This is a genomic window from Mesorhizobium sp. M4A.F.Ca.ET.020.02.1.1 (assembly GCF_004022645.1).
In the GTDB taxonomy this organism is placed as follows: Bacteria; Pseudomonadota; Alphaproteobacteria; order Rhizobiales; family Rhizobiaceae; genus Mesorhizobium.
This window is the reverse complement of sequence record NZ_RZOI01001154.1, coordinates 1-1,130: the sequence shown is the minus strand read 5'-3', so window position 1 is coordinate 1,130 and position 1,130 is coordinate 1. Positions and strand designations below refer to the sequence as shown.

Genomic DNA, 1,130 nt, shown 5'->3' with positions numbered 1-1,130 from the left:
CTCCGAAACGGCGCCGTACACAGGGCGGCTCTGCCGCCCTGTGTACGGCGCCGTTTCGGAGGTTGGGATCGCGGATGTAGCTCAGGGGGAGAGCACCGGATTTGGGTCCGGAGGTCGCAGGTTCGAATCCTGCTGTCTGCACCACGGATAGCTCAGTTGGGTAGAGCATCAGATCGCGAATCTGACGGTCGAAGGTTCGAATCCTTCTCCATTGGCCTTCCAAGCCAAGCCACCCTGTCACGGTGTTATTCGGAAAAATCGGTCCGGGGACCGGAATGCGAAAGACCTGACGGACGGCCTAGGCCTCGGCCAAGGCCGCATCGAAAGGTCCGACGCCATCGGCTCGCGGCCAGGCCCGCGGTGACGATCAAGGCGCAGTGTCGCCGGCAAGGGAGGCCAAGGCCTCCGGCGCCCGCTTCGCTGTCTCGCGATCCGCTCCCGACGGCCCGCTGCCTGGCGATGCCACCGGTCTCCGGATCATTCGTGCCGGGAAAGGAACCGAGAAACGAAAAGGATGATCGACGCATGAGTTGACGCCTCGCATGGGGCCATGCCCGACAGGAGTGAAGACAATGACCATTCTCGACAAGGTTCTTGGGCGCGAGCGCGTCCTTGTTAAGGAAAACGAACGGGCCGTCACCCTCTACAAGGGGGAGATCAAGGCTGTCCTGATGCCGGGCGAGCATTGGCTTGCCAACCGGCGCGGGCGCCTTGAAGTGTCCCGGCACGATCTGAAGAACCCGGAATTCGTTTCGGCCTACGAGAAGGCGCTGTTCGACAAGCTCCCGGAGGTGGCCGCGCGTCATTTCACCGTCGTTCGCACCGGGCGTACGGATGTCGCCGTCATCGAGCGTGACGGCAACCTCCATGCCGTCCTGGCGCCGGATCGCAAGCTCGTGCTGTGGACGGATGCCGGCCCGTGGAAGGTAACGCTGGTCGACACGTCGGCCGATCTTGCGATCGATCCGGCTCTCATGCGCCGGCTCGGCCAGGCCCGCAAGACGGAACTGATGTCCGTTCACCCGGTGGTCGACGGTCAGGCCGGACTGCTGTTCGTCGACGGGGCGCTGGCGCGGACGCTTGCCGCCGGCGTGCACGGCTTCTGGAACGTCGGGCGCATGGTGCAGATG

At 64.4% G+C, this 1,130-nt stretch carries 2 tRNA genes and 1 pseudogene; all 3 read left to right on the top strand.

Annotated elements, in window-relative coordinates:
- The first annotated feature begins 70 nt into the window (after positions 1-70).
- Positions 71-144, top strand: a tRNA-OTHER gene (locus EN742_RS35630).
- 2 nt (positions 145-146) lie between these two features.
- Positions 147-222: transfer RNA gene (locus EN742_RS35625), tRNA-Arg, on the top strand.
- A 350-nt stretch (positions 223-572) separates the two neighbouring features.
- Positions 573-1,130 (top strand): annotated as a pseudogene (locus EN742_RS35620) (slipin family protein); the annotation flags it as partial.